The organism is Streptomyces sp. WM6378 (assembly GCF_001279695.1).
Classification (GTDB): domain Bacteria; phylum Actinomycetota; class Actinomycetes; order Streptomycetales; family Streptomycetaceae; genus Streptomyces.
The window spans coordinates 1-23,220 of sequence record NZ_LGDD01000010.1 but is presented as its reverse complement, the minus strand read 5'-3'; the positions used below and the strand labels follow the sequence as shown (position 1 = coordinate 23,220).

Below are 23,220 nucleotides of genomic sequence, written 5' to 3'. Positions count from 1 at the left end.
GCCCCGCCCAACCCCCCCCCCCCCCCCCCCGACCCCGTCCACGTCAGTGTGGGTCAGCCGTCAGCTGAGCTGTTCCCCGTCCTCCGCAGCGGTGTCCAGCGCGTGGTGCCGCGTCTCCCCCGCTCTGTACACGCTCCAGGCGCTGACCGCGCACGTCACCGCCATGAAGACCGCCACTCCTGTGGTGTTGCGCCCGCCCTCTCCGGTGTGCACCAGCCAGGTCGCGATCAGCGGGGCGAGACTGCCGCCCAGGACAGCGGCCGTCTGGTATCCGAGGGAGGTGCCTGTGTAGCGGGTGCCCGTCGGGAACAATTCGGCGAGCAGCGCCGCCATCGGGCCGTACATCGCGGCGTGGAACACCGAGAGGCTAAGGACGAAGGCGATCACGAACAGTGCCGGGGAGCGGCTGTCGACGAGGGGGAACAGCAGGAAGGAGTTCGCGGCGAGCAGCAGGGCGCCCGCAATGGAGACCGGCCTGCGCCCGATCCGGTCCGAGAGGGCCGCGTATGCGGGCAGCGTCAGCAGTGACACACCGCAGGACGAGATCAGGCCGGTCAGCACCACGGTCCTGCTGATTCCGAGGTCCTTGGCATGGGCGGGCAAGAAGGCGATCAGGATGGAGTTGGTGGCGAAGGGGCCGATGCCCACGCCGATCGCGAGCAGGGTGATGCGGCGCTGCCGGCGCAGGGTCTCCAGGACCGGGGCCGGACGCCGTGCCGTGTCGGCGGACTTCTGTGCCCGCGCGAAGACCGGGCTCTCCGCCATGCCGCGCCGGATCCAGTAGCCCAGCACGATCAGTACGGCGGAGAGGAGGAAGGGGATGCGCCATCCCCAGCTCAAGAACTCGGCCTCGGGCAGGGTGTTGAACGCCGCAAGGGCCAACGACGACAACAGGAGCCCGGAAGGCGCGCCCATCTGGGCGAACGCGCCCCACAGTCCCCGGCGGGCCGGCCCTGCGTGCTCGATGGCCATCAGGGCGGCGCCGCCCCATTCGCCGCCCACTGCGAAGCCCTGGACCAGCCGTAGCAGGACGAGCAGCAGGGGTGCCGCGATGCCGATGTCCGCGTAGCCGGGCAGCAGCCCGATGAGCATGCTGGAGAGACCCATGAGCACGATGCTCACCATCAGCACCGGCTTGCGGCCCACCCGGTCGCCGTAGTGGCCGAAGACCAGGCCGCCGATGGGGCGGGCCAGATAGCCGACGGCGAGGGTGGCGAACGAGGCGAGCGTGCCTGCGAAGGACGACATCTGCGGGAAGAACAGCTTGTCGAAGACGAGGGCCGCGGCCGTCCCGTACAGCAGGAAGTCGTACCACTCGATGACGCCGCCCAGGTAGCTGGAGAGCAGGATCTGGCGCAACGCCGTCTGCTCGGCAGGTGGCCGGGGGCGTCTGTCCGTGCGTAACCGTGGCCGGGGCATCTCTCAACCGGACAGTGCGCGCTGGGGGTTGGTCTCGGTGAGTTGCCGGATCTCGTCCGCCTCCAGGCCCGCGTCGGCCAGAGCCGCGGCGAACCCCGTGAGTAGGAAGTCGAATCCCACCCCTCCGTGCGCCTTGAGGTGGGTTCTGACACAGACGTCGTGGGAGAGCAGGATCCGGTCGAGATGGCCGGCCCTGATCAGCTTCAGGACCAGGCGGACCCTCTTCTCGGTCTCCCGCGGGGACGCGCACTCGTGGAGCGTGTCGAACTGCACGTACGCGCCCCTGCGGGCCAGCTCCAGGTGGTATTCCGGCAGGTTCACCTTGTCGCAGTGACCGATGATGATCCGCTCGGGCGGGACTCCGGCGCCGATGAGGAGCTCCAACTGCGGGATGCCGACCGGCCAGCGCGCAGCGTGCGTGGTGATGGCCACCCCCGTACGGAGCTGGGCGTGCGCGGCCGCCCGCAGCGACCGCTCCTCCGCGGCCGATATGTACCAGCCGTCGCTGCCCACCTCCCCGATCACCCCGGCGCGCACGTCAGTGCCCGGGATCCCGTCGCACAGGTCCCGGACGATGAGCTCGCCGATCTCAGCGACGCTGTGCCGGTCGAACCACGCGCGGTCGAGATACGGATCGCGGTAGTGCCCGGTGCCCAGGACGATGCGTACGCCCGTGGCTGCGGCGAGGCGTACAAGTGCCGCCACGTTGGCTGGTGTTCGACTGCCGCCGGATGAACTGCCGTTGCCCACGGGGCCGGTGAACAGCCCCTGGGGGTCGGTGGCCGCCCCTTCGGTGAGTTCGCCCGTGGTGACGTCGACGAGGGTGCCGCCGCCCGCCGTGGCGAAGGCGGTCACCTCCTGCCGCATCTCCTCCTCGTCGTTCAGGAGACCCACCTGCCGGTACTCGCGCAACAGGTTGATGAAGACGTGCTCGTGCGGAAGCGTGGGGCCCAGGCTCGCTGCGGGAGCGGGCCCTGAAGTGGTCATGACGTCCGGCATACGGCGCTTCCTCCTTGTCCTGGTGGCATCCGGCAGGGGGTTACAGCAGCGGCGATCCGGCCTGTGCGGCGGCGGCCGACAAGAACTCCGCACGGCCGAGCGCGGCGGCCACGTTCTCGATGTCGTCGCTCATCCAGCGGTCCTTGTCGAGGAACGGCACATGGCCGCGGACGGTGTCGTACGTTGCCCGCGCCACGGGGCTCAGCCCGTCGCGGCGGCCGCTGATGTCCACGGCCTGGGCAGCGGCGAGGAGTTCGACCGCGAGGATCCGCTCGTTGTTGCCGAGCACCCGTCGTGCGTTGCGGGCAGAGATGAGGCCCATGCTCACGACGTCCTGGTTGTCCCCGTTAGAGGGAACGCTCTGGGTGCTGGCGGGACCGATGGTGCGGTTCTCGGCGACCAGGGCCGTGGCCGGGTACTGTGCACCGGCGAAGCCGCTGTTGAGCCCGGGGTCTCCCGCCACGAGGAACTCCGGCAGCCCGTCACTGAGATGACGGTTGAGGAGCCGGTTGGTGCGTCGCTCGGACAGCACACCGAGCTGGGTGAGCGCGATCGTCGTGTAGTCCATCACGAAGGCGATCGGCTGGCCGTGGAAGTTGGCGCCGTGGAACACCTCCTCGATGCCGTCGCCGCCGAAGAACAGGGGGTTGTCGTTGGCGGAGTTGAGCTCGATCTCCAGCTTCTCCTGGGCGTGGTAGAGCGTGTCGCGCACGGCTCCCAGGATCTGCGGTATGGCACGGAGCGAGTACGCCTTCTGGATGTAGACATCCGTGCGCGTGACCTGGTCGCCAGCCCGCTTGTTCTGCTGCGCCTCGCGCCGCAGTTCGGAGTGGTCGCGCAGCAGCCTGCTGCCCCGGGTCAGCACACGGAGGTTGGTCGCCGTCTCCATCTGGCCCCGGTGTGGCCGGGCCAGGTCGTGCCCTTCGGGCTGGAAGGGACTCGCGGACGAGCGCAGCACCTCCACCACGAGCCCAGTGGCGATCTCGGCCTGCCGCACCTGGTCCAGGGCGCGGCCGGCGACCAGGCACCCGACGCCGGTCATGGCCGAGGTGCCGTTGATGAGGGCGAGGCCCTCCTTGAAACGCAGCCGCAGCGGCTCGATGCCCAGCGAGCGCAGCACCGGGCCCGTCTCGGCGCGCTCTCCGTTCCTGAGTACGTATCCCTCGCCGATCACGGTGGCCGCCAGGTGCGCAAGGGGTGCAAGGTCGCCGCTCGCCCCGAGTGATCCGATCTCGGGGATGGCCGGGGTGATGCCCTCGGTCAGGTAGAGGGCCAGGCGCTGGAGCAGTTCGGGGCGTACCGCGGAATAGCCCTTGGCCAGGGCGTTCAGCCGGGTGGCGAGGATCGCCCGGGCCTCTCGCTCACTGAACAGGGGACCCACTCCGGCGCTGTGGCTGCGTACGAGATTGGTCTGCAGCTCGACTTCCTTGTCGGTGTCCACGAGCATGTAGATCATCTCGCCGTAGCCAGTGGTGACTCCGTAGACGGGGTTGCCGTCGCGTACGGTCGCCTCGAACAGCTCCCTGCTGCGGGCTGCCTTGTCGAGGGCCTTGTCCGTTATCTCGCAGCGCACGCGCTGCTCGGCGACCTTTCGGATGTCGGCCAGGCGGAGGTTCTCCCCGTCAAACGCCACGGTCTCGGGTAATGCGGTCATCAGTGTCACCTCGTTGCTGAGTGGGTTCGTCAACGGATGCGGCATCGGAATCGGGAGTGGGCGCGGGCGTGGCGGCTCCGCGGGTAATGACGGCGCCCAGGGCGGCCACGCCCACGGGGTAGAGGACGGCGGGCCAGCTGAACGGCAGGATCGCCAGGCAGACCAGGACGGTCAGGGCTGCGGCGATGCGGCCGACGTCCCCGGCGGGCAGGATCTTGAACACCGCTGCCGCGCCGACGAGATAGACCACGACGAACGTCGCGCTGGGCCAGGCGATCAGAGCCTCAAGGTCGGGGTCGGTAATGGCGACGCCGAGCAGGACGGCCGCGAACGCCGTGGCGAGCCACACCAGGGCCCGGGTCGGGGTGCCGTGCTGGGGATGCAGCCTCGCCAGACTCCTCGGCAGGTTCCCGTCCCTGGCCCGGGCGTACAGGAGCCGGGAGAAGCCGGCGATGTTCGTGTGCACGGCCACGAAGGAGCAGCACAGCGCGAACAGCGCGGTCAGGGCCCCGGCCACGGACCCGAGCGCATCGCCGGCCAGCACACTGGCCGGCGCGAGGCCGGACGCGTCGGTGTACACGCCGGTGCCGACCATCACCACGGCGGACAGGCAGTAGAGGAGAGACAGCACGACCGCGGCGAGGCCCATGCTCAACGGCAGGTCCCGCGAGGGGTGTTGGAACTCCTCCGCGAGGTGCACGACCATCTCGAATCCGATGTACGACCAGAAGATCAGCAGGGCCGCCGTGCCCACCGCGCTCCAGCCGTGCGGCAGGAACGGCTCGAAGCGGCCCGCCTCCACCCGGTTCAGGCCCAGGAACGACACCCCCACGAGCACGGCGCCGATCAGTGCGACGATCCACGCCTGCACCCGGCCCGAGAGACGCAGACCACGTGCGTTGAGCGCGCACGAAGCGAACAGCAGCACGGCCGCGAGGGCCCCCGCCCACCTCGGCGACAGGCCGTAGTACGCGGTGATGTAGTTCGCGCCCACCAGCGCGATGACGGGCACGGCGAACGGCACCGACGCAAGGAGCCACCAGCCGGTGAGTACCGTGAGCCGGGGACCGAACGCGGCCTGGGCGTAGGCGACGATGCCACCCGCGTGCGGGATCCTCGCTCCGGCCCTGCCCAGTGCCAGCGCGAGCGCCAGCGCGAAGACCGACATGCCGCCCCACGCCACGAGTGAGGCCGGGCCGGCCGTACGGGCGGTGAGCGCGGGCAGTACCAGCACACTGGGGCCCAGAACCGAGCCGACCGCCATCACCGTTCCGTCGGCCGTGCGCAAAGTGCGGTGCAGCTCGGTGTCCGGCACGGCAGTGCGCCCTCCCCCCTCGCAGCCGGGGGTCCGCGCGCTCCCCGGTTGGCCTGAGCCATATTGCCAAGCCGCTCTGATTTCTCAATGATGTGTCGCTGACTGGGCATCCGGCCGATCGGCCGAGGCCGGCGAGGGGGGTGCTGCAGGGTGGAGTTCCGTCTGCTGGGGACGTTCGAAGTCCGCGACGAGGAGCGGGTACTCGACGTGGGGCCCCGACTGCGACAGCTGACGCTGGCGGTCCTGCTCCTGGAGGCCAACCGGCCGGTGCGCGTGGAACGGCTCATGTCCCTCCTGTGGGACGGCGAGCCACCGTCGACCGCCCGCAACTCCCTCCATGGGCACATCTCCCGCTTGCGCCGTCTGCTTGCCGATACGCCGGGGGTGAGTCTGCGGACGCACGGCGCCGCCTACGCGCTCCATGTGGATCCCGCGGACGTCGATGCCCTCCGGTTCCGGGCCCTCGCCGAACGGGCCAGGGACATTCCCGATGAACCGGGGGCAGCTCTGCTGCGGCAGGCACTCGGGCTGTGGCGCGGGGACATGCTCACCGGGCTCGCCGACGACCGGGTGCGCCGGCAGCTGTGCATGGCCTGGGCAGAGTCCCGGATGACCGCGTACGAACGGTGCCTGGACGCGGAGTTACGACTGGGTCGACACGACGGGCTGCTCGGGGAACTCACCGAGCTGGCCTGCGACCACCCCACCCGGGAGCGGTTCACCGCGCAGCTGCTCATCGCGCTGTACCGCAGTGGCCGGCCCGGCGACGCCATCGCGGCATACCGGCGGGCCAAGACAGTACTGGCGCAGGAGTTCGGGCTCGAACCGGGTACGGAACTCCAGGGCCTGGCCATGGCGGTTCTGCGCGCCGACCCCGGTCTCGCCGCTCCGGCATGCTCCTTCGAGACCGCATCCACGGCTTTCGGACCGCCGTCGGTGATACCTCGTCAACTCACCTCTGACACCGTGCACTTCACGGGCCGCGAGGAAAGCCTCGCGCGGCTGGACGCCGTGCTGGGCGGCGGCACGGGACGTTGTGCCGTGGTCTGCGGTACCGCTGGGGTCGGCAAGACGGCACTTGTCGTGCACTGGGCCCATGGGGTCGCGTCCCGGTTCCCGGACGGTCAGCTGTACGCCGATCTGCGCGGCTGGTCGACCGATGCCCCTTTGACGGCATCGGAGGTGCTGGTCCGGTTTCTGCGTGCGCTCGGAGTCCCCTCGGCCCAGATCCCCATGCTCGGGGACGAGCAGGCGGCCCTGTACCGCTCGCTCCTTGCCGACCGACGGGTCCTGATCGTCCTCGACAACGCCCGGTCCGCCGAGCAGATACGCCCGTTGCTGCCGGGCAGCCCCCACTGTGCCGTCGCCGTCACCAGCCGCGCGGATCTGCACGAACTGGTGGCGTTCGACGACGCCGTTCCGATCGGCCTCCAACTCCTCCATCCCGATGCGGCGTTGACACTCCTTTCACGCATCGTCGGCTCCGCACGGGTCGAAGCACAGCCCGCCGAGGCGGCCGACCTCGCGCGGCTGTGCGCCTGGCTTCCCCTTGCGCTACGGACCGCTGCCGGACGGCTCGCCACCCGACCCAGCCACACCATCGGGCACCTCGTCGCAGAACTGGTCGGCGACACCCCGCTGTCCGGACTGGCCCCGCCCGGCGAACCGCCCTCGACTCTGCGCGCCGCCTTCGACCTCTCCTACGGCGGGCTCGACCCCGCGCTCCGCGCCGCCTTCCGGAAACTCGGCCTGGCACCCGGTCCCGACTTCACCCCGAACGCGGCAGCGGCTCTCTGGGGAGTACCGGAGGAAGCCGGGGAATCCGTCCTGGCCGCCCTCCACTCCGCCCATCTCGTCCACCGGCCGACACCCGGCCGCTACGGTCTGCACGACCTTCTGCACGACTACGCACGCGAGCGCGCCGATGCCGAGGAGAGCCCCGAGCGGCGGCAGGAGGCGCTGGGTCGGCTGCTCGACTGGTACCTGCGCCACGCCGACGCGGCGGTCCGTGAGCTCTTCCCGGGCTTCCTGCGGCTACCGTCCACCGCTGCGGGCGACACGGCCCGCCCGGTCGTCTTCCCCGAGGAGGCCGACGCCCGTGCCTGGCTCGAAGCCGAGGCCCCGTCCATCGTCGCGTCGATCCAGCACACGTCGGTGCACGGTCCGCTGGAGGCCGCCTGGCAGCTGGCCGATGCCCTGCGCGGCTTCTTCTGGCTCCACGGCCGGTACACGGACTGGCTGACCGCGGCGCGCGCGGGGCTACACGCGGCCCGCACCGCGGGCGACGAGCGGGCCCAGGCCGTCATGCACCACGGCCTGGGCCACGCCTGCCGCCAGCTCGCCCAATACCCCGAGGCCCTTGAGCACTTGACCAAGGCACTGCACATCCACCGCCGCTTCGACTGGCGCGAGGGCGAGGCCATCACCCTCGGCAACCTCGGCATGGTCCATGCCGAACAGGGGCGGCTCACCCTCGCCATCGACCACCACCTCAGGGCCAAGGCCCTGCACCGGGAGACGGGCGCCCGGGCGAGCGAGGCCATCGCGCTCAACAACCTTGGCGACGCCTATCGCGCCCTGGGCGACACCGATGCGGCGCTGCGCCATCACCGCGCCTCGTTGGACATATCCCGGGGGGCCGGCTTCCGTCAGAGCGAGGTCCAGGCCGCGATCGGCCTTGCCGCCACTCATCTCCATGAAGGCCAGGTCGCCGAGGCCCTCGACCGGGTTCACGATGCGGTGACCGCGGCTCGGTCCGCCGGATTCCTCCCGCTGGAAGGGCGCGCGCTCACCGTGCTCGGTCAGGCCCATCGGTCACGTGGCGCGCCGCGGGAGGCCAGACTGTACTGGCAGCAGGCCTTGGACATCTTCACGGGACTCAACTCCCCCGAGGCCCACCAGCTGCGCTCGTATCTGGGCCTGCCGGACGCCTGAACCCTTCTCGTATTCCAAGGTCTCGGTCATCAAGGTGTGCCAGAGGTCGGAGACCTTCCAGAAGTTGACGTCCAAAAAGCCGTTGAGCGGGCTGGGGAAACCGAAGCCGGGCAGGGACGGCACGATGACGTCGAACGCGTCGGCAGGGTCACCACCGAACGCGGCCGGTCGGCGAGCGGGTCGATCACCTTCGACCAGTGCCAGAACGTCCATGGCCAGCCGTGGGTGAGGATCAACAGGATCGGGCGAGGGCCGCGGCTGGGCTTGCGCATGAGGAATGCGGTGCCCGCGGTGCCGAACAGTCGCTCATCGGCACCGCGATGCCCCACCTCGTCAACAGCGTCGACGGCTAGGACATCGACTGCAAGACCGACGGCTCCGGCCCTGCAGCTCACGTCCTGCGTGGCCAAGAAAGCCTGACCCTTCCGGCGGTACGGACGGGGCTGCGCGAACCGAAGCGCCGGCAACGGGCGCCACGGGGCCTCTGCCTGGCAGCTACATGACTGCCACGCACAGGCATGCGGTCACAAAGCCGCGAATTGATCCTCCCGTACGGGCGCCCCACGGTCCGCCCAGACACGTGCGCCCTCGCCGAGGGCGACCGCGCTGCGATCATCACCCCCGGACATATGGAAGGCCGTCCTCTCGATTCTGAGAGAACGGCCTGCGACCATGCGTGAAACGCTGGTCGGGACGACAGGATTTGAACCTGCGGCCCCTTGACCCCCAGTCAAGTGCGCTACCAAGCTGCGCCACGTCCCGATGCCCCTCTGACCTGGAGTTTCCCCCGGCCATTCGTGCATGAAAACCATACCAGGGCGAAACCGACGCTTTGTTGAGGCTCTGGGCGGGCCCGGGGACACAGTCGGGAACGACCGGAAGGTCATCGACCGGCCCGGGAAGGCAGCCGAACTCCCCGAAACCCAGGGCGCCTTGGTTGGCGCGGTGAGCAGCGGACGCCCCGGAGACGCCCCATGACTCGGATCCGGCCGATCCCGGCGGACAGCCGAGGCGCTGATGCGCGTGGTGGAGGCGTCACCGGAACTCGTCGGCGGAACTGACCAAGTGTTGCCCCATCACGTGAGCCGCCGACATGTGCCCGTCGGGAAGTGGGATGCATGCCTGCAAGGCGGTCGTGGAACGAACCCTGTCGTGGACCCTCCTCCCCGAAATGATCTGTGCCGCGCGCCCGCCGAGGCGACGCCGACCCGGAGGGGCGTCGCATTGTAGGCGGTCAACGGCCCTCGAACCTCTGGTATTTCCCGCAGTCTTTCGTGATGAGGATGGGGGCGCGCGGCGGCTCGGGCCGATGACGGACAGCCCGCGACTCCCACCGGGACGGCCCCGCGGAACAGCCCTGCGGGGAAAGTCTTGTTGGCGAAGATCGAGGTACTATCAGCGTGTTTGACAACCAGCAGAACCAGCATCTGTCGCGGCGCCGTCTGCTCGGAATGGCAGCGCTCAGTAGCGCCGCCGCCGCCGGAATGACCACGATTTCCGCCGCCCCGCGTGCCGCGGCCGCCGAAAAGCGGAGTCCGCAGGCCGACAGCGGCTCGTTCGTACCCGCCGTGGTGATCGGTACGGGATACGGCGCCGCGGTATCCGCGCTGCGGCTCGGCGAGGCCGGGATTCCGACGCTCATGCTCGAAATGGGCCAGTTGTGGAACAAGCCCGCGGACGACGGCAACGTCTTCTGCGGAATGCTCACGCCCGACCGCCGGTCGAGCTGGTTCAAGTCGCGCACCGAGGCCCCGTTGGGCTCGTTCCTGTGGCTGGATGTGATCAACCGGGACATCACCCCGTATGCGGGAGTGCTGGACAAGGTGCACTTCGACCAGATGTCGGTGTACGTGGGGCGGGGCGTCGGCGGCGGCTCGCTGGTCAACGGCGGCATGGCCGTCGTACCGAAGCGCGCGTACTTCGAGGAGGTGCTGCCGCACGTGGACGCCTCGCAGATGTACGAGCGGTACTTCCCGCGCGCCAACTCCATGCTCAAGGTGAACCACATCGACCAGGGCTGGTTCGAGAAGACGGAGTGGTACAAGTTCGCGCGGGTCTCGCGCGAACAGGCGGGCAAGGCGGGCCTGAGCACCACCTTCGTCCCCAACGTCTACGACTTCGGCCACATGCGACGCGAGGACGCCGGTGAGGTGCCCAAGTCCGCGTTGGCGGGCGAGGTCATCTACGGCAACAACCACGGCAAACAGAGCCTGGACAAGACCTACTTGGCAGCCGCGCTCGGCACCGGCAAGGTCACCATCGAGACCCTGCACCAGGTCAAGGCGATCCGTCAGCAGCCGGACGGCAGCTATGTTCTGTCCGTGGACCAGATCGACGCCGACGGCAAGGCCGTCGCCGGCAAGGAGATCGCCTGTGGCCATCTGTTCCTCGGCGCCGGCAGTCTCGGCTCCACCGAGCTGCTGGTGCGCGCCAGGGACACCGGTGCGCTGCCCGAGCTCAACTCCGAGGTCGGCGCGGGCTGGGGCCCCAACGGAAACATCATGACCGGCCGTGCCAACCACGTCTGGAACCCCACCGGTGCTCACCAGTCGTCGATTCCCGCCCTGGGCATCGACGACTGGAACAACCCCGCCGCCCCGGTCTTCGCGGAGATCGCGCCGATGCCGGCCGGCCTGGAGACCTGGGTCAGTCTCTATCTGGCGATCACCAAGAACCCCGAGCGCGGCACCTTCGTCTACGACAAGGCCAGCGACCGGGCGGTGCTGCGCTGGACCCGGGACCAGAACAGGCCCGCGGTCGACGCCGCGAGGTCGCTCTTCGACCGGATCAACAAGGCCAACACGACGATGTACCGCTACGACTTGTTCGGGCCGCAGCTGAAGAACTTCTCCGACGACTTCTGCTACCACCCGCTCGGCGGCTGCGTCCTGGGCAAGGCCACCGACGGGTACGGCCGGGTCGCCGGCTACCGCAACCTCTATGTCACGGACGGCGCGCTCATCCCGGGGTCCATCGGAGTCAACCCCTTCGTGACCATCACGGCCCTGGCCGAGCGGAACATCGAGCGGATCATCGCGGAGGACGTCAAGACCGCGTCCTGAACGCTCCGCTGGAATGGCGGTCCGTTCGCTGCGGGTCGTCCGCGGCCGATCGCGCGGTTCCCGTGCCCTTCGCGGGGCGCGATACCGCAGCGGGCCGATTGCCGCCGCATGGCAGGGGTTCGCAGCCCACCATGCGGCGTTCGCGGTGACGGAGGTCCCGCGTCCGCCGGCACCTTGCCGCGCCGGTCTCCGGCACCGCACCCGCCTCCGCCTCCGCCTCCGGTACGGCATCCGGCAGTCGGTGTGCCCCCGCCCCGAAATGCCGGACGGGTTCTACGGATTTTCCGGTGGGCGGCGTGAGATCAAAGGGAGGTGCGGCCGGTCGATCCGCACGAGGGGGTGCTCGCCGAACCCCGTCTGTCCTCGCGAAAGGGAATCCATGGAATCCGCCCGACGGCCGATCCTCTTCGTCAGTCTTCCGGAGAGCGGGTTGGCCAATCCACTGCTCGTGCTCGCCCAAGAGCTCTCCCGCCAGAATGTGCCGGATCTCTGGTTCGCCACCGACGAGCCCCGGCGCGAGGATGTGAAGCGGATATCGGTCGGGTCCGAGGTGGAGTTCGCCTCGCTAGGTGAGGTGGTCACCGAGTTGTCGGCGGTGACGTGGGACGACGCGGTCTATCGCGAGATCACTCAGTCCTCGCGATTCAAGGCGCATCGCGCGGTGATCCGGCAGTCCTACAAGCCGGGGCGGCACGAGGAGAAGTTCCGTAAGCTGGCGGCCATTGTCGACGAGGTGCGGCCGGCGCTGATGGTCATCGACTGCATCAGCGCTTTCGGGATCGAATTGGCGATTTCTCGAAAGATTCCGTACGTGCTGAGTGTGCCGTTTGTGCCAAGCAACGTGCTGACGGCGTTCACTCCCTTCTCCAAGGGCTACACGCCGGGGGACTTCCCCGTACCGCACACGGGGCTGCCGCACCCGATGACGCCCGCCCAGCGGATGAGTAACGCGCTCTTCAAGTGGCGGACGCTGGCGATGTTCTGCACGCCGCAGATGGGCAAGGTGGTCGCGGAGGACAACCGGCGGCGGAAGGGGCACGGTCTCGGGCCGCTCAGTCCGATGGCCCGGATCGAGCACGCCGAGCTGGTGCTGTGCAATTCGATCGCCGAGCTGGACTACCCCTTCGACATTCCGGAGAAGGTGCGACTGGTCGGTGCAATGGTGCCGCCGTTGCCGGAAGCATCACAGGACGACGTTCTCTCGCAATGGCTGGATGAGCAGTCCTCGGTCGTCTATGTGGGGTTCGGGACGATCACCCGGCTCACCCAGCACCAGGTCAATTCCATGGTGGAGGTCACCCGTCGGCTTGAGGGTCGGCATCAGGTGCTGTGGAAGCTGCCGTCGGAGCAGCAGCATCTGCTGCCGCCGAAGGAGTCCTTGCCGGCGAATCTCCGTATCGAGAACTGGGTGCCCTCGCAGTTGGACGTGCTGGCCCATCCGAACGTGAAGGTGTTCTTCACCCACGGTGGCGGCAACGGCTACAACGAGGGCGTGTATTTCGGCAAGCCGCTCGTGGTCCGGCCGTTGTGGGTGGACTGCTACGACCAGGCCGTCCGCGGCCGGGACTTCGGTATCAGTCTGACCCTCGACCGGCCGCGGGACATCGATGTCGACGACGTGCTCGACAAGCTCACGCGGGTGCTTCAGACCCCTTCCTTCCATGAGAACGCGAAGCGGCTCGGTGCCCTGCAGCGTGCGGCCGGCGGCCGGGAGACCGCTGCCGAGCTGATCCTCGGGCATTCGGCCCTGGCTCCGGCTCCGGCGTAAGGCCGCGCACACCCACATACGTACCAGGACCACGAGGAAGACCAGGAAGAGGCAGCGGATGTCTTTCAAGTACCCGGTTTCCAGGCCCGCTCTGGACGGCAAGGAGTTGGAGTATCTGACCACCACCGTCGAGGACGGCTGGATATCTTCTCAGGGCCCGATGGTCCAGAGGTTCGAGCGCGCCTTCGCCGAATACAACGGGATCGCGCACGGCGTTTCCTGTTCGTCGGGGACGGCGGCGCTCACGCTCGCGCTGCGGGCATTGGGAATCGGCCCGGGTGATGAGGTCATCGTCCCGGAGTTCACGATGATCGCTTCGGCGTGGGCGGTCACCTATACCGGTGCGACGCCCGTGTTCGTGGACTGCGGGGACGATCTCAACATCGATGTCACCCGCATCGAGGAGAAGATCACGGCGCGTACGAAGGCCGTGATGCCCGTTCATATCTATGGCAGGCGTTGCGATATGGACGCCGTGATGGATATTGCGTACCAGTACAACCTGCGGGTTGTGGAGGACAGCGCCGAGGCCCACGGCATCCGTCCGGTCGGGGACATCGCGTGCTATTCACTGTTCGCCAACAAGATCATTACGGCGGGTGAGGGCGGCATCTGCCTCACCGATGACCCCAAGCTGGCCGGGCAACTGGCGCACCTGCGGGCCATGGCCTTCACCAAGGACCACAGCTTCCTGCACAAGAAGGTCGCCTACAACTTCCGCATGACGGCCGTGCAGGCCGCCATTGCGCTCGCCCAGGTCGAGCGGATCGATGACATCCTCGAAACCCGGCGGGAGATCGAGCGGCGTTATGACGAGGGCCTCGCCGGCGTTCCTGGTATCACGTTGATGCCGCCGAGGGACGTGTTGTGGATGTACGACCTGCGGGCCGAGCACCGTGCGGAGCTGCGGGAGTTCCTGGCCGGTGAGTCGATCGAGACCCGGCTGTTCTTCAAGCCCATGAGCCAACAGCCCATGTACTTCCATCCCGACTGGCCCTCGCTCAAGGCACATGCGTTTGCCGAGGACGGGCTGTATCTGCCCACCCACACCGAACTCACGGCCGCCGACCAGGACTTCGTGATCGACAGGGTCCGCGCGTTCTACGGCGCCAGCTGACGGACCGTTCGAGAGGGGATACCGACCCATGACGCACACAGGCCCGCCCGTGCCGCGGACCTGCCCGGCCTCGGCCCAGGCAGGTCCGGCCACGGACACGACGGATTCGCCGATGGTCGAATTTCCGCTGCGCCAACCCGGCGTGCCGTTCCCACCACCCCATTACGCCGACTACCGCGACCAGCAGGGGCTGGTCCTCTCGCACCTGCCCGACGGCAAGCGGGTGTGGCTGGTCACCCGGCACGAGGACGTTCGCGCCGTACTGACCAACCCCAAGATCAGCTCCAACCCCGAGCACGAGGGATTCCCCAACGTCGGGGAGACCGTGGGAGTGCCCAAGCAGGATCAGATCCCGGGCTGGTTCGTGGGGATGGACTCCCCCGACCACGACCGGTTCCGCAAGGCCCTGATCCCGGAGTTCACCGTGCGGCGGGTACGGGCGATGCGGCCCGCGATCGAACGCACGGTGGAGGCGCGCCTGGACGAGATGCTGGCCGCGGGCAACACCGCGGACCTCGTCGCCGACTTCGCGCTGCCCATCCCCTCTCTGGTGATCTCCTCGCTGCTCGGAGTGCCGCCCACGGACCGTGAGTTCTTCGAGTCCAGGACCCGCGTCCTGGTCTCCCTCCGCAACTCCACCGAAGAGCAGCGCAAGACGGCCGGCAAGGAACTGCTGCGCTACATCAACCGACTGATCTCCATCAAGGAGAAGTGGCCCGGCGACGACCTGGTGAGCCGACTGCTGGCCAACGGCGTCATCGCCCCCCATGAGCTGTCGGGCGTGCTGATGCTGCTGCTCATCGCCGGCCACGAGACCACGGCCAACAACATCGCGCTCGGCGTGGTCACCCTGCTGACGCACCCCCAGTGGATCAATGACGAGCGGGCCGTGGAGGAGACGCTGCGCTTCCACTCCGTCGCCGACCTGGTGTCCCTGCGGGTGGCGGTCGAGGACGTGGAGATCGCCGGCCAGCTCATCAAGGCAGGCGAAGGCATCGTGCCGCTGGTCGCCGCGGCCAACCACGACGAGTCCGTCTTCGAATGCCCCCACACGTTCGACCCCTCCCGGTCCGCCCGCAGTCACGTGGCCTTCGGCTACGGCGTGCACCAGTGCCTGGGGCAGAACCTGGTGCGGATCGAGATGGAGGTCGCCTACCGGAAGCTCTTCGAGCGCATCCCCAACCTCCAACTCGCCATTCCGGTCGAGGGGTTGAGCATCAAGTACGACAGCGTGCTCTACGGGCTGCACGAGCTTCCGGTCCGCTGGTAGCCGCCCGGCCCGTCCGTCCGGGGCGCGTGCCACCGACCACCGGGCGGGCCCACCTTCACCGCAGGAGAGACCAGGAGAGACATCGATATGCGTATCACCGTTGCCCCCGACCGCTGTGTGGGTGCGGGCCAGTGCGTGCTGAACGCGCCCGCCCTCTTCGACCAGGACGATGACGGACTCGTCACCCTCCTCGCCGACCCGACCGCCGACCAGGAGACCACGGCCCGACTGGCGGGTGCCCTGTGCCCGTCCCGGGCCATCACCGTGCACGAGGGCTGAGGCCCGACCGGGGCAGGAGCCCGGGTCCGCACCCCGGCGTTGTCCCCCCACCCACCAGACGAGAGTGATTGAGATCCGGGAGTGATGGTGCCCGTCCACACAGATGACTACGTGATCCAGCCGCCCACCGACGCGGCGGAGGTACTGGGCGGCTACACGCTGTCCGATGTGTTCGAGGCCGCCGTGGGATCCGCTCCCGACTCCGTGGCCGTCGTCGACGGGGACCGCTCGTGGACGTGGACACAGTGGCGAGCGGACGTCGACGCGCTGGCCCGCGGCTTGCAGGAGTCGGGGGTCACGCCCGGCGACGTGGTGGCGGTGCAGCTGCCGAACTGCTGGGAGCTGCAGACCCTGCACCTGGCCGTCGCGGCCGTCGGAGCCGTGCTGCTCCCCGTCCACCAGGGCACTTCGGCCCCGGAGGTCCATGCGCTGCTGGCCCGGGCGGAACCCGTCCTGCTGGTCCTGTCGGCCTCCGGGAGCGGGAGCGGGGCGACAACCCGTTCGCTCGGGGAGGGTGTCACGTCGCTGCGCGGTGTGCTGCTGACCGGGGCGTCGGAGGCGGAATGCCGAGAGGCGGGTGCCGAGTCGCTGGACGGGCTGCTGGCGACCTGGGCGGGCAGCCGGCCCCGGCCGGTGGACGTCACCCCTGACCTGCCGCTCGTTCTGATCCCCTCATCCGGAACGGTCTCGGCGCGGCCCAAGCTCTGTGTGCACAGCCACGACGGTCTGCTGTCGAACACCGCTGCCGTCCTCGCCGAGGATGCCGACACCTTCGCCGGTACGGTCCTCACGGCCTGCCCGATGACCCATCTGTTCGGCCTCCAAGCCGTGCATGCGGCGCTGCTCGCCGTCTGCGGGCAGGTGCTGCTCACCGGGTGGGACGCGGACCGCTTCGTGGCGTTGGCGCGGGAGCATGCGCCCCGCGTCGTCTTCGCCGTGCCCGCGCAACTGCGGGACGTCGTCGCGCGGTTCGCCAGGACGGACGAGCCGGCGGGCTTCGCGCCGCACCAGGTGCGTACGGCGGGGGCCGCCCTGGCGCCCGCGCTCGCCGCTCAGGTACGCGGCGTCCTCGACTGCGAACTGGTCGTGGTGTGGGGCATGTCCGAGATCGGCACCGGCTCCTGCACCCGGACCCAGGACCCCGACGGCAGCGTGGGCCGGCCGGTCCCCGGTGCGGACGTGCGGGTCGTCGACGAGAACGGCGAGGTGTGTGCGGCGGGCGAGAGCGGTGAACTTCAGTACCGGGCACCCGGGATGTTCCGCGGCTATTTCCGCGAGCCGGAGCTGACGCGCTCGGCCCTCACCGAGGACGGCTGGCTGCGGACCGGCGATCTCGCGGCCGTCGGCGCCGACGGAGTGGTGACCCTGCACGGCCGGACCGCCGAACTGATCAACACCGGCGGCCGGAAGTTCAGCGCCGCCGAGGTCGAGGAAGTGCTCGCGGGTCTTGCGGGCCTGGGCCCGCTGGCCGTGGCCGGCGCACCGGACGACCGGCTCGGCGAGTACCCGTGCCTGATCGTGACGGACCACGCGGACCGCACGATCGGCCTGACCGAAGTGACCGCGTTCCTGCACCGGCTGGGCCTCGCCGACCACAAGATCCCCCTCGAATTTCTCACCGTGCCCGAGCTGCCCCTCTCCCCCGCCGGGAAGCTCGACCGCCGGGCGCTCCATGGGCTGCTCACCGGCCTTGAAGAGGTGTCCGTCCCGGCCCGGCTCGGCGCGATCCCGCCGTACACGGTCGAGGAGGCGCTGGACCTCGTGCGCGACTGCGTCGGCCGGTTGCTCGGGAAGGACGGCGCGTCCGTCCCGTTCTCCCCCGAGGCCGACTTCCGGCAGCTCGGCCTCGACTCCATCCTCGCGGTACGGCTGCGGAATCTGCTCCGGGAGGAGACCGGGCTCCTGCTCCCGACCACGCTGGCCTTCGACCACCCCACCCCGCGGGCCGTCGCGCGGCTCCTGACCGAGCAGGAGGAGCCGACCCGGGAAGAGCCGCGTCGGACCTCGCCGGACGATGCCGACCCGGTGGCCATCATCGGCATGGCCTGCCGGCTGCCGGGCGGAGCCGGCTCCCCCGAGGCCCTGTGGGAGCTGCTCACCAACGGGGCCGACGCCATGTCCCCCTTCCCGGAGGACCGTGGCTGGGACTTGGACCGGCTCTTCGACGAGGATCCCGACCAACCGGGTACCACCTACGCCCGTGAAGGCGGCTTCCTGCGCGACGCGGGCGACTTCGACGCGGGCTTCTTCGGCCTGTCCGACATGGAAGCGACGGCGATCGATCCCCAGCAGCGGCTGCTCCTGGAAGCGGCCTGGGAGACCTTCGAGCGGGCAGGCATCGCTCCGGAGTCGTTGCGGGGGACCCGTACCGGTGTGTTCGCCGGCGCGATGGACCGCGGCTACGGCGCCCACGCGTCCTCCACGCCCAACGCATGGGAAAGCATGCTCACCACCGGGACCGCTGGTAGCGCGACCTCGGGGCGCATCGCCTACACCTACGGGCTCGAAGGCCCCACGATGACGGTCGACACCGCCTCCTCCTCGTCCCTCGTCGCCCTGCACCTGGCCTGCCGGTCCCTGCGGTCCGGCGAGACCGACCTGGCGCTGGCCGGCGGCGTCACCGTCATGGCGACCCCGACGCCCTTCACACACTTCTCCCGGTTGCGCGCGCTCTCCCCCGACGCCCGCGCCATGCCGTACTCCGACTCCGCGAACGGCTCCGCGTGGGCGGAGGGCGCGGGGCTACTGCTGCTGGAGCGGCTGAGCGACGCCCGGCGCAACGGACACCGCGTCCTGGCGCTCGTCCGCGGCTCCGCGGTGAATCAGGACGGCGCCTCCAACGGGCTCACCGCGCCGAGTGGGCCCGCACAGCAACGCGTCATCCGCCAGGCCCTGGCCGACGCCGGGCTGACGCCGCAGGACGTGGACGCCCTGGAAGGGCACGGCACCGGCACGCCCCTCGGCGACCCCATCGAGGTCCAGGCACTACTGGCCACGTACGGCCAACAGCGCCCCGTGGACCAGCCGTTGTGGCTGGGGTCGGTGAAGTCGAACATCGGGCACACCCAGGCCGCCGCCGGTGTCGTCGGGGTCATCAAGTCGGTTCTCGCACTGCACCACGGCGTCCTGCCGCGGACTCTGCACGCGGACACCCCCTCGGCCGAGGTGGACTGGTCCGCCGGTGCGGTACGGCTGCTGACCGAGGCTCAGCCCTGGCCACGGGAGAGCGGACGCACGCGCCGGGCGGGGGTGTCCTCGTTCGGGCTCACCGGGACCAATGCGCACGTGATCCTGGAGGAGGCGCCGGGCGAGTCCCCGGAGGAGGCGCGGGGTGCGTCCGGGCCGGCGCGGGTCCCGGAGCCGGCCGACGACCCGGCCGCGCCCTGGGTGCTGTCCGCCCGGAGCCGGGCGGCGCTGCGCGCACAGGCACAACGCCTGGCCGAGCACGTGACGGCCCACCCGGACCTGCGCGCCCAGGACGTCGCCCACGCCCTGACCACCACCCGCAACCTGCACCGGCACCGGGCCGTCGTCACCGGCTCCGACCGGACGCAACTCCTTTCCGCAGCGGCGGAATTCGGGCGTGGCGAGCGCGCCCCCGGCGTCATCCTGCACGATGCCGCGCCGGGCGGACTGGCCTTCGCCTTCCCCGGGCAGGGTGGCCAGCACACCGGCATGGGACACGCGGCGACCGCGGCCTTCCCCGCCTTCGGGCAGGCCCTGCACGAGGTGTGCGCCACGGTGGATCCCCTGCTGGCGCTACCGCTGACCTCGGTGATGTGGGCGGCTCCCGGCTCCGACGAGGCGGCCCTCCTCGACGACACCACCTACACCCAGCCCGCGCTGTTCGCCATCCAGGTGGCCCTGTACCGGCTGTTCGAGTCCTGGGGCCTGGTCCCCGATCACCTGGTGGGGCACTCGTTCGGCGAGATCTCCGCCGCCCATGTCGCAGGTGTGCTCTCCCTCCAGGACGCGTGCACCCTGGTGGCGGCCCGCGGCAGGCTCATGGCCGCGCTGCCGCCCGGTGGCGGGACGGTGGCGGTACGCATCACCGAGGACGAAGTGATGCCGTGGCTGGCGGAGTTGAGCGACTGCATATCGATCGCTGCCGTCAACGGGCCGAACTCCGTCGTGCTCTCGGGCGCCGAGGCCCCCCTCATGGCGCTCACCGACCGGCTCCGCGCCGCCGGTCACAAGACCCGGCGGGTCGCGGTGAAGGTCGCGGCCCATTCGCCGCTGATGGGCCCCATGCTGGAGGAGTACCGCGCGGTCGCCCGCGGGCTGTCCTACGCCGCGCCCGCCGTTCGGATCGTCTCCACCGTCACCGGCCGCCCGTTGACCACCGAGGAGGCACTCGACCCGGACCACTGGGTGCGGCACGTGCGGCAGTCCGTACGCTTCGAGGACGCGATCGGCCTGCTCCGGGACGAGCGCGTCACCGGGTTCCTGGAGCTGGGTGCCGATCCCACGCTCACGCCGATGATCGACGAGTGCATGGAGTCGGCCGACCCGCAGACCGGGGCCACCGTGGTGCCGAGCCTGCGCGCCGGAGTGTCGGAACGGCACGCCCTGCTCGCCGCAGTCGCCCGGATGCACGCCCATGGCGCTCCCGTCGACTGGGACGCGGTGCTGCCCGAGGCCCGGCCCGTGCCGCTGCCGACGTACGCGTTCCAGCGGCGGCGGTTCTGGCTGGCGTCGACTCCTGCGGGACCGACGGGCCTGGCTGCCTACGGAGGCGTTGTGGATGCCGCGGGTGTCGGGGGTGCCCCGGTCGGTATGGGCGGGACGGCGGCCGGTGAAGAGCCGTCGGGGCTGGACGCCCGCCTGTCCGGCCTCGACGAGGCCGCGCAGAACGCACTCGTGCTGGCCCTGGTTCTCGACGAGACCTCGGCCGTGCTCGGCGGCCAGGAGATGCGTGGCGAGGAGGGCAACCGCACGTTCAAGGAGCTGGGCATCGACTCGGTGAACGCGGTCGAACTGCGCAACCGCCTCATCGCGGCCGCGGACATGCGACTGCCGGCCACGCTCGTGTACGACTTCCCCACCCCGAATGCGGTGGTCCGGCTCGTACGTGAGCGCAGCACGGCGCGGCCCGCCGCCCCCGTGCGCGATGTGGAGTCGATCGTGGCCGAGTTGGAGGACCTGCTCATGACCGGCACGGAGGTCTCTGAGGAGACGGTGGCACGCCTGAAGGCGGTGGCGGCCGCGACGGCGGGGGCCGGCGGTGGTACGGGCGACGGCCCCGGTGGGGCACTGGACCTGGCATCGGCCAGCGACGAGGAACTGTTCCAGCTGATGGACGCGGAGAGCTGACGGTCGAGGTGCGGGCCTTCTCCGAAGCCCCCGCACCCACCCGTAGGCAAACGGGCCGCGCACGCCGGGCTCCCGGCGTGCGCGGCCCGCTTGCCTACCGGGGCCCGACACACTGCGCCAACACTAGAAAATCCCGCATCATTTCGGGCCATAAAGTCCCGTCATGAACTCCCATTCCACGGCGGCGGTGCAAGCCGCCCGCCACCTCGCCGTATCGTTCGTGGCCGCCGTGTCGGCGGTGGGGCTCACCGCGCCCCACGCCTCGGCCGAGCCCCTCGCCGCGCCCGCCGGAACAGCGCCCCGGCACGCGCCGCAGACATCACTCACCGCACCCGGCATTCCGTTCACCGACGCCAAGGTCACCCAGCGGCCGGACGGCTCGTTCGCCGTGTCCTGGAAGGCGCCCGCGGTCGGTTCGGTCACCGTCTACGTCGGGGGCAGGGTCGTGGCCTACGGCGGCGCCGAGGCCGACGTCACCGTACGTGGACTGCCCCCCGCCGACCGGCAGTGGTTCCGCCTCGTCCCCGACCAGGGCGACCCGCTCACCCTCGCCGACCGCTCGTTACACCTGGAGGGCGCGCCCAACTTCCGCGACGCGGGCGGCCACCGCACCGCCGACGGCCGGTGGGTGAAGATGGGCGTGCTGTACCGCACCAACGACCTGCACGCGCTCACCAACGCCGACCTGGCCAAGCTCCAGCGCCTGGGCATCCGTACGGACGTCGACCTGCGCATGCCGGGCGAACGCGCCGAGGACCCCGACCGCGTGCCCGCGGGCGCACGCTATATCGCCGCCGATGTCTTCGGCGGCGACGTCAAGCGTGAGATGCCCGCCACGGCCGCCGCGTCCGAGCGGATGATGACCCGCTCCTACCGGTGGCTCGTCTCCAGGCCCGCCGGGCTCGACGCCTATCGTTCGCTGTTCAGTCTCGCCAACGCCCCCCGCTCCTCCCCGCTGGCCTACCACTGCGAGGGTGGCAAGGACCGTACGGGCTGGGCCACCGCCGCCCTGCTCACGGCCCTGGGCGTGGACCGCGACACGGTCCTGCGGGACTACCTGGCCACCAACGACTACCTCGCGGCGCGGAACGCCGCCACCCTCGCTAAGCAGACCCCCGAGATGGCCGCCCGCCTCAAGCCGATCCTGGACGCCAGGGCCGAGTACCTGAACACCTCCTTCGACGAGGTCAAGGCCCGCTTCGGCACCTTCGACGCCTATCTCCAGGACGGACTGGGCTTGAGCAGGCAGGTCCTGGAGCGACTGCGGGAGACCCTGCTCGTCGACTGACCGGCCGACTCGTCGACTGGTCGGCCTGCCGGCCGAGAAGCCCTGACGGACTGCACGAAAGAACGCCCCTCCCGGCGCGCTGCCGGGAGGGGCGTCGTGTGTGGTCCCTTCGGTTCAGGAGAGGCCGATTTCGTTGTCGAGGAGGTCGAACACCTCCTCGTCGGAGGCGGACTCGAAGTCGAAGTCCCCGTCGGAACAGGAGTCGTCGTGCCCGGCTGCCGCGGGAGTGTCCCGCTGGGCGTCCCACTTCGCCCTGAGGACCTCCAGGCGGCCGGCTATCTGCTCGTGGACCTCCTCCGTGACGTCGAGCCCGCCGAACGTCTTCTCCAGCCTTTCGAGTTCGCCCAGGAGTGCCTCCGGTCCGGAGGGCGACTCGGGTGCGATCCGGGCGTGGAGGTGGTCGACGAGCTCCGCCGGCGTCGGGTAGTCGAAGAGCAGGGTCGCCGGCAGGCGGATTCCGGTGAGGGCACTGAGGCCGTTGCGGAGTTCGACCGCGGTCAGGGAGTCGAAACCGAGGTCCAGGAAGGCGCGGTCCGGGTCGATCTCCGTGCCGCTGGCGTGCCCGAGGACCACCGCGACCTGGCCGCCCACGGCGTCCAGTACGACCTCGCGTCCCTCTGCCGCAGACAGGCCGGTCAGCCTCTGCGCGAAGGCAGCCGAGGCGTCGCCCTCCGTCGCGGCCGCCGCCGTGCGCCGACCCGGGGTGCGGATCAGGCCGCGCAGCAGTGGCTGGGGCTCGCCCTGAGCGCGGAGCGCCGCGAGGTCCAGGCGGACGGGCAGCACCGTGGGCTCGGTCGCTCCG

General features: G+C 70.1%; 13 protein-coding genes, 1 tRNA gene and 1 pseudogene. 8 read left to right on the top strand and 7 right to left on the bottom strand.

The genetic code is table 11. The features are described 5' to 3' along the window. Positions 1 to 60: 60 nt before the first annotated feature. From ADK54_RS02565 to ADK54_RS02550, 4 genes are all read right to left on the bottom strand, one after another. Positions 61 to 1,359 carry an MFS transporter gene (locus tag ADK54_RS02565; RefSeq protein ID WP_053723832.1) on the bottom strand — a complete coding sequence of 433 codons (1,299 nt, stop codon included), beginning with the start codon at positions 1,357 to 1,359 and terminating at the stop codon, positions 61 to 63. A gap of 63 nt (positions 1,360 to 1,422) precedes the next feature. Next, positions 1,423 to 2,406, bottom strand: coding sequence for a phosphotriesterase family protein (locus tag ADK54_RS02560; protein ID WP_159047600.1), 984 nt, complete (start codon positions 2,404 to 2,406; stop codon positions 1,423 to 1,425). A 52-nt stretch (positions 2,407 to 2,458) separates the two neighbouring features. Continuing rightward, positions 2,459 to 4,072, bottom strand: a complete 1,614-nt coding sequence (cmdF, locus tag ADK54_RS02555) for a tyrosine 2,3-aminomutase (protein ID WP_053723830.1) — start codon at positions 4,070 to 4,072, stop codon at positions 2,459 to 2,461. Beyond that, positions 4,041 to 5,387 carry an APC family permease gene (locus tag ADK54_RS02550; protein ID WP_053723829.1) on the bottom strand — a complete coding sequence of 449 codons (1,347 nt, stop codon included), beginning with the start codon at positions 5,385 to 5,387 and terminating at the stop codon, positions 4,041 to 4,043. Before ADK54_RS02550 ends, cmdF begins: the two co-directional genes overlap by 32 nt. 150 nt (positions 5,388 to 5,537) lie before the next feature. Between ADK54_RS02550 and ADK54_RS02545 the strand changes: the two genes are divergently transcribed. Next, positions 5,538 to 8,321 (top strand): AfsR/SARP family transcriptional regulator, encoded by a 2,784-nt coding sequence (locus ADK54_RS02545; RefSeq protein WP_053723828.1) that lies wholly within the window; start codon positions 5,538 to 5,540, stop codon positions 8,319 to 8,321. 3 nt (positions 8,322 to 8,324) lie between these two features. On the opposite strand, the pseudogene ADK54_RS47145 reads toward ADK54_RS02545, so the two are convergent. Together ADK54_RS47145 and ADK54_RS02540 are read right to left on the bottom strand one after the other, a co-directional pair. Continuing rightward, positions 8,325 to 8,593, bottom strand: a pseudogene (locus ADK54_RS47145) (alpha/beta fold hydrolase); the annotation flags it as partial. 413 nt (positions 8,594 to 9,006) lie between these two features. Then, positions 9,007 to 9,083 (bottom strand) — tRNA-Pro (locus ADK54_RS02540). A gap of 689 nt (positions 9,084 to 9,772) precedes the next feature. Between ADK54_RS02540 and ADK54_RS02535 the strand changes: the two genes are divergently transcribed. From ADK54_RS02535 to ADK54_RS02505, 7 genes are all read left to right on the top strand, one after another. Continuing rightward, on the top strand, positions 9,773 to 11,383 hold the full coding sequence (locus ADK54_RS02535; protein WP_053723834.1) for a GMC oxidoreductase: 1,611 nt from the start codon (positions 9,773 to 9,775) through the stop codon (positions 11,381 to 11,383). A 379-nt stretch (positions 11,384 to 11,762) separates the two neighbouring features. After that, complete coding sequence (locus tag ADK54_RS02530) at positions 11,763 to 13,151, top strand: glycosyltransferase (protein WP_053723827.1); 1,389 nt, start codon at positions 11,763 to 11,765, stop codon at positions 13,149 to 13,151. A gap of 58 nt (positions 13,152 to 13,209) precedes the next feature. Next, positions 13,210 to 14,268, top strand: a complete 1,059-nt coding sequence (locus ADK54_RS02525) for a DegT/DnrJ/EryC1/StrS family aminotransferase (protein ID WP_053723826.1) — start codon at positions 13,210 to 13,212, stop codon at positions 14,266 to 14,268. A gap of 112 nt (positions 14,269 to 14,380) precedes the next feature. After that, positions 14,381 to 15,538, top strand: a complete 1,158-nt coding sequence (locus ADK54_RS02520; RefSeq protein WP_053723825.1) for a cytochrome P450 — start codon at positions 14,381 to 14,383, stop codon at positions 15,536 to 15,538. Positions 15,539 to 15,625: 87 nt separating this feature from the next. Then, positions 15,626 to 15,817, top strand: a complete 192-nt coding sequence (locus tag ADK54_RS02515) for a ferredoxin (RefSeq protein ID WP_053723824.1) — start codon at positions 15,626 to 15,628, stop codon at positions 15,815 to 15,817. A gap of 84 nt (positions 15,818 to 15,901) precedes the next feature. Then, positions 15,902 to 21,130 carry a type I polyketide synthase gene (locus ADK54_RS02510; RefSeq protein WP_053723823.1) on the top strand — a complete coding sequence of 1,743 codons (5,229 nt, stop codon included), beginning with the start codon at positions 15,902 to 15,904 and terminating at the stop codon, positions 21,128 to 21,130. Positions 21,131 to 21,293: 163 nt separating this feature from the next. Next, complete coding sequence (locus ADK54_RS02505) at positions 21,294 to 22,418, top strand: tyrosine-protein phosphatase (protein ID WP_063801885.1); 1,125 nt, start codon at positions 21,294 to 21,296, stop codon at positions 22,416 to 22,418. Between the two features lie 114 nt (positions 22,419 to 22,532). Here ADK54_RS02505 and ADK54_RS02500 read toward each other — a convergent pair. Next, positions 22,533 to 23,220: phosphopantetheine-binding protein (locus ADK54_RS02500; protein ID WP_234391890.1), on the bottom strand; the 688-nt coding region annotated here is incomplete at its 5' end.

Coding starts and splice junctions, on each gene's coding strand:
- ADK54_RS02560 (WP_159047600.1), bottom strand. CDS start 2,406: ATGACCACTTCAGGGCCCGCTCCCGCAGCGAGCCTGGGCCCCACGCTT.
- cmdF (WP_053723830.1), bottom strand. CDS start 4,072: ATGACCGCATTACCCGAGACCGTGGCGTTTGACGGGGAGAACCTCCGC.
- ADK54_RS02535 (WP_053723834.1), top strand. CDS start 9,773: ATGGCAGCGCTCAGTAGCGCCGCCGCCGCCGGAATGACCACGATTTCC.
- ADK54_RS02530 (WP_053723827.1), top strand. CDS start 11,763: ATGGAATCCGCCCGACGGCCGATCCTCTTCGTCAGTCTTCCGGAGAGC.
- ADK54_RS02525 (WP_053723826.1), top strand. CDS start 13,210: ATGTCTTTCAAGTACCCGGTTTCCAGGCCCGCTCTGGACGGCAAGGAG.
- ADK54_RS02520 (WP_053723825.1), top strand. CDS start 14,381: ATGGTCGAATTTCCGCTGCGCCAACCCGGCGTGCCGTTCCCACCACCC.
- ADK54_RS02515 (WP_053723824.1), top strand. CDS start 15,626: ATGCGTATCACCGTTGCCCCCGACCGCTGTGTGGGTGCGGGCCAGTGC.
- ADK54_RS02510 (WP_053723823.1), top strand. CDS start 15,902: ATGGTGCCCGTCCACACAGATGACTACGTGATCCAGCCGCCCACCGAC.
- ADK54_RS02505 (WP_063801885.1), top strand. CDS start 21,294: ATGAACTCCCATTCCACGGCGGCGGTGCAAGCCGCCCGCCACCTCGCC.